The organism is Streptomyces sp. CT34 (assembly GCF_000805335.1).
In the GTDB taxonomy this organism is placed as follows: Bacteria; Actinomycetota; Actinomycetes; order Streptomycetales; family Streptomycetaceae; genus Streptomyces.
In genome coordinates this window covers 2,548,673-2,551,677 of the sequence record NZ_KN708638.1, presented here as the reverse complement: position 1 = coordinate 2,551,677, position 3,005 = coordinate 2,548,673, and the positions used below count along the sequence as shown (strand labels likewise).

Sequence of the window (3,005 nt, the reverse complement as noted above, 5' to 3'; positions counted from 1 at the left end):
CCCCCCCCCGGCCCCCGCCGCTCCCTCGGGGCGTCACCGCGCGCGGCCCGCGCCGGCTCGGCGACCACCGTGCCCACACCGGGGACGGTCCGGACAACTCCCTCCTGCCGCAGGGCGGTCAGCACCTTCGTCGCGGTCGCCATCGCCACCCCCCACTCCCGGGTGATCCGCCGGGTCGACGGCACCCGGTCGCCCGGCGCCAGCTCACCGGCGTCGATACGGCCCCGGATCTCCTGGACGATCCGGCGGTAGGGCGGCGGAGCGGACTGGTCCACGAGGCGACCTCCGTACTAGTGCACCAACGGTCCTGAAGTGCCCCGAGCCTACCAGCGCCCCCCTCGCAGCCGCCCCCATCACGCCAAGGTGCACTAGTGTGACGAACCCCCAACTGCCTTCTCTCGTCCATCGTTTGCTCCGTAAACACTCCCTGCCTACGCTGTCCGCCATGACGTTTACCCCGTACACACGCCCGGCGCAGCCCGCGCCCGCCCCGAAGGCCGGCCGCCGCGAATGGCTCGCCCTGGCCGTCCTGTTGCTGCCCTGCCTGCTCGTCTCCATGGACGTCTCGGTCCTCTACTTCGCGGTGCCGTTCCTGACCGCCCAACTGGAGCCCAGCAGCGTCCAGCAGCTGTGGATCCTCGACGTCTACGGATTCGTCCTCGCCGGCCTGCTGATCACCATGGGCGCGCTCGGCGACCGCATCGGCCGCCGCCGGCTGCTGCTCACCGGCGCCGCCCTCTTCGCCCTCGCCTCCGGGCTCGCCGCCGCTGCGCGCAGCGCCGAGATGCTCATCGCCGCCCGCGCCCTGCTCGGCGTCGGCGGCGCGACCCTGATGCCCTCCACCCTCGCCCTGATCCGCAACCTCTTCCACGACGCCACCGAGCGCGGCAAGGCGGTCGCCCTCTGGTCGGTGGCGGTCACCGGCGGCATCGCGGTCGGCCCGGTGCTCAGCGGCGCACTCCTGGAACACTTCTGGTGGGGCTCGGTCTTCCTGGTCAACACCCCCGCGATGGCGCTGCTGCTGATCTGCGGCCCGCTGCTGCTCCCGGAGTTCAAGAACCCCGCGGCCGGCCGCTTCGACCTGCTGAGCAGCGCGCTCTCCCTGGCCGCGATGCTCCCCGCCGTCTACGGCATCAAGGAGATCGCCCGTAACGGTGTGACAGCGCCCCCGGTCGCCGCCCTGGCCATCGGGCTGCTGGCCGCCTTCCTGTTCATCCGCCGGCAGCGCACCGCCCGCCACCCGATGCTCGACCTGCAACTCTTCCGGCACCGCGGCTTTTGCGGCTCGATCCTGACGAACCTGCTGGCGATGTTCGCGGTCGTCGGCTGCGCGGTGTTCCTCACCCAGTACCTCCAGTCCGTACGGGGCATGAGCCCCCTGGAGGCCGCGCTGTGGAATCTGGTTCCGACCCTCGCCGTCGGCGGCATGGCACCGCTGTCCGCCGCACTCGCCCGGCGCATCGACCGGGCCCAGGTCATCGCCCTCGGCTTCGTCCTCGCCGCCGGCGGCTTCATCTGGCTGTCCTGGCTGGAACCGGCCTCGGCCCTGTGGTTCGCCCTGGCCGGCTCCGCCGTCTACGCCTCCGGGCTGGTGATGGTGATGTCCCTCGGCAACGAACTCGCCCTCGGCGTCGCCCCACCGGAGCGGGCGGGCTCCGCATCCGCCCTCCTGGAATCCGGCACCGAACTGGGCGGCGCCCTCGGGATGGCGATCCTGGGCAGCATCGGCAACGCCGTCTACCGCGGCGACATCGGCGGCGCACTGCCCACCGGCCTCCCGGCCGGTGCCGCCGGCGCCGCCCGCGAAACCCTCGCCGGCGCCACCGCGGTCGCCGCCCCCCTCCCCGGCCGGATCGGCACCGCCCTGCTGACCGCGGCCCGCACGGCCTTCACCCACGGCCTGCACGCCGCCGTCCTGTGCGCCGCGGCCGTGATGGCCGCAGCCGCCGTCCTGGCGGTGGCCCTCCTACGGGGCGTACGGACCACAGGGGCCGGGCAAGACGGCCCCGCCGGGAGGCCGGACCGTCCGGCCACGACCGACGGCGCCGCGGCGACCGGAGCCGGAGCGCCGGGGGACGGCGACGCGGGCCCCGCCGGCACGGGCGCGACCGGCCCGACACCGACAACAACCACAACAGCCGCCCCCACCCGCCCCTGAGACCTTCGGTCAACGCCGCACCCGCCCCGGAGACCTTCACTCAACGCCACACCCATCCAAGCAATGTGACGCCCACTCAGCTGCTTTCTCCCGGGCCCCGGCCCCTCAACTGAAGTCGAACTCCCCCGTGCGGGTCCGCTTCAGCTCGAAGAACCTGTCGTAACCGGCGAGCAGCCGGGCGCCGTCGAAGACCCGCACCGCGTCCTCGCCCCGCGGGATCGCCATCAGAACCGGGCCGAAGAACGCGACCCCGTCGATGTGGATCGTGGGCGTGCCGACATCCTCGCCGACCGGGTCCATGCCCTCGTGGTGACTCTTGCGCAACGCGTCGTCGTAGGTGTCCCGATCGGCGGCCTGCGCCAGCTCGGCGGGGAGCCCGACCTCGGCCAGCGCCTCCTCGATGACGGCCGCGGTGTCCTCGCGGCCGTTGTTGTGGATACGGGTGCCGAGCGCGGTGTACAGATCCCGCAGCACCTCTTCCCCATGCTCCTGGGCAGCCGCGATGCACACCCGCACCGGGCCCCAGCCCCTGTCCAGCAGTTCGCGGTACCTCTCGGGAAGGTCCTCGCGGCCCTCGTTGAGCACGGACAGGCTCATGACCCGGAAGCGCAGATCCAGGTCACGGTGGCGCTCGACCTCCAGGATCCAGCGGGAGGAGATCCAGGCGAACGGGCAGATGGGGTCGAAGTAGAAGTCAACCGTGTGGCGGGTGGTGCTCTGGAGCGTCATGCCGACCAGATTAGAACGCCACCGGCCCAACCACCTGGGACACTCCACCGCGGAATCCCTGGGCCAATTCACCAACACCGGCCCCCTGCGACCCACCACCCCCTGCAACCCAACGGCC

Annotated in this window: 3 protein-coding genes; 1 reads left to right on the top strand and 2 read right to left on the bottom strand. The window is 72.5% G+C overall.

Annotation, left to right across the window (positions count from 1 at the left end; genetic code table 11):
- The coding region (locus RZ84_RS40950; protein WP_241777660.1) for a GntR family transcriptional regulator at nucleotides 1-275 on the bottom strand (275 nt) is incomplete at its 3' end.
- A 170-nt stretch (nucleotides 276-445) separates the two neighbouring features.
- Here RZ84_RS40950 and RZ84_RS11300 point away from each other — a divergent pair.
- Entirely contained in the window at nucleotides 446-2,158 is a 1,713-nt protein-coding gene (locus RZ84_RS11300; RefSeq protein WP_078893690.1) for an MFS transporter, read from the top strand.
- Nucleotides 2,159-2,263: 105 nt separating this feature from the next.
- Here the strand turns inward: RZ84_RS11300 and RZ84_RS11295 are convergent, their stop codons facing one another.
- On the bottom strand, nucleotides 2,264-2,887 hold the full coding sequence (locus tag RZ84_RS11295; protein WP_043264216.1) for a mycothiol-dependent nitroreductase Rv2466c family protein: 624 nt from the start codon (nucleotides 2,885-2,887) through the stop codon (nucleotides 2,264-2,266).
- Nucleotides 2,888-3,005 lie beyond the last annotated feature (118 nt).

Coding starts and splice junctions, on each gene's coding strand:
- RZ84_RS11300 (WP_078893690.1), top strand. CDS start 446: ATGACGTTTACCCCGTACACACGCCCGGCGCAGCCCGCGCCCGCCCCG.
- RZ84_RS11295 (WP_043264216.1), bottom strand. CDS start 2,887: ATGACGCTCCAGAGCACCACCCGCCACACGGTTGACTTCTACTTCGAC.